Below are 1,213 nucleotides of genomic sequence, written 5' to 3'. Positions count from 1 at the left end.
CCCCACTCACAGTGAGAATGGTTGGCGTGGTCCCGCAGCGGTCTTCCTGACTCACCCACTCACTGACTTCGGGTCTTCAATTGGATCTGTCGGTCGACTCGCTGCGGGACCACGTCTGCACCCACCCGACGAGGGCTCGTGACCTCATAGGAGCCTGTGCCAGCAGGCACCCATCACTGTCTTGTCCGCTCGCCTCGGCTGGTGCGTGCCGCCCCTTGCCCTAGCCAGCGAAAGGACGGCGATGTCTACCATCGCACGAACAAACACCGAACCCGAGCTCGATATCACCGGTGGTGTCGACACTCACCGCGATACCCACACCGCGGCCGCGATCGACCAGGCCGGCCGGATGCTCGGCCATCAGACCTTCCCCACCACCAGGGCCGGCTATGCCGCGCTGCTGGCCTGGCTGCGCTCGTTCGGGTTGCTGGTCCTGGTCGGCGTGGAAGGCACCGGCTCCTACGGGTCCGGCCTGACCAGCTATCTCACCCGCGAAGGCGTCACGGTCGTCGAGATCGACCGGCCCAACCGCAAGACCCGCCGCTCGGCCGGCAAGTCCGACCCGCTCGATGCTGAAGCCGCCGCCCGCGCCGCGCTCGGCAGGGCCCGCACCGGCACCCCCAAGACCCGCGACGGCCACGTCGAAGCACTGCGCAACCTACGGATCGCCCGCAACAGCGCCATCAGCCAGCGCGCCGGCTGCGCACGCACAATCAAATCCCTGATCGTCACCGCACCCCACGACCTCCGCGACCGGCTCCGAGCCCTCACCACCACCCGCCTGATCCAGACCTGCCACAACCTGCGCCCCGACACCCAGCAGATCGGCACCCCAGAGCAAGCCATCAAGACCGCACTACGCTCCCTGGCCCGCCGCCACGCAACTGCCCAAGACGAGATCACCGAACTCGACCAGCTCATCACCGGACTGATCAAAACCATCAACGCCGAACTTCTCCACCGCACCGGCGTGGGTCCCGACGTCGCCGGTCAACTCCTGGTCACTGCAGGCGAAAACCCCGAACGCCTTCACTCCGAAGGCGCTTTCGCGATGCTTTGCGGAGCCGCGCCGATCCCCGCATCGTCTGGCCAGACCCACCGCCACCGCCTCAACCGAGGCGGCGACCGGCAAGCCAACAAAGCGCTCTACGTGATCGTCATCAGCCGACTCCGCCACGATCCACGCACCCAGGCCTACGCAGCGAAACGCACC

Annotated in this window: 1 protein-coding gene; it reads left to right on the top strand. The window is 67.1% G+C overall.

The window, feature by feature from the left end:
* Positions 1 to 241: 241 nt before the first annotated feature.
* Positions 242 to 1,213 (top strand): IS110 family RNA-guided transposase (locus tag E1263_RS42390; protein WP_132178139.1); only part of this gene is annotated, 972 nt, incomplete at its 3' end.

Source organism: Kribbella antibiotica, from assembly GCF_004349055.1.
Taxonomy (GTDB): domain Bacteria; phylum Actinomycetota; class Actinomycetes; order Propionibacteriales; family Kribbellaceae; genus Kribbella; species Kribbella antibiotica.
This window is presented reverse-complemented; position numbering and strand designations above follow the sequence as displayed.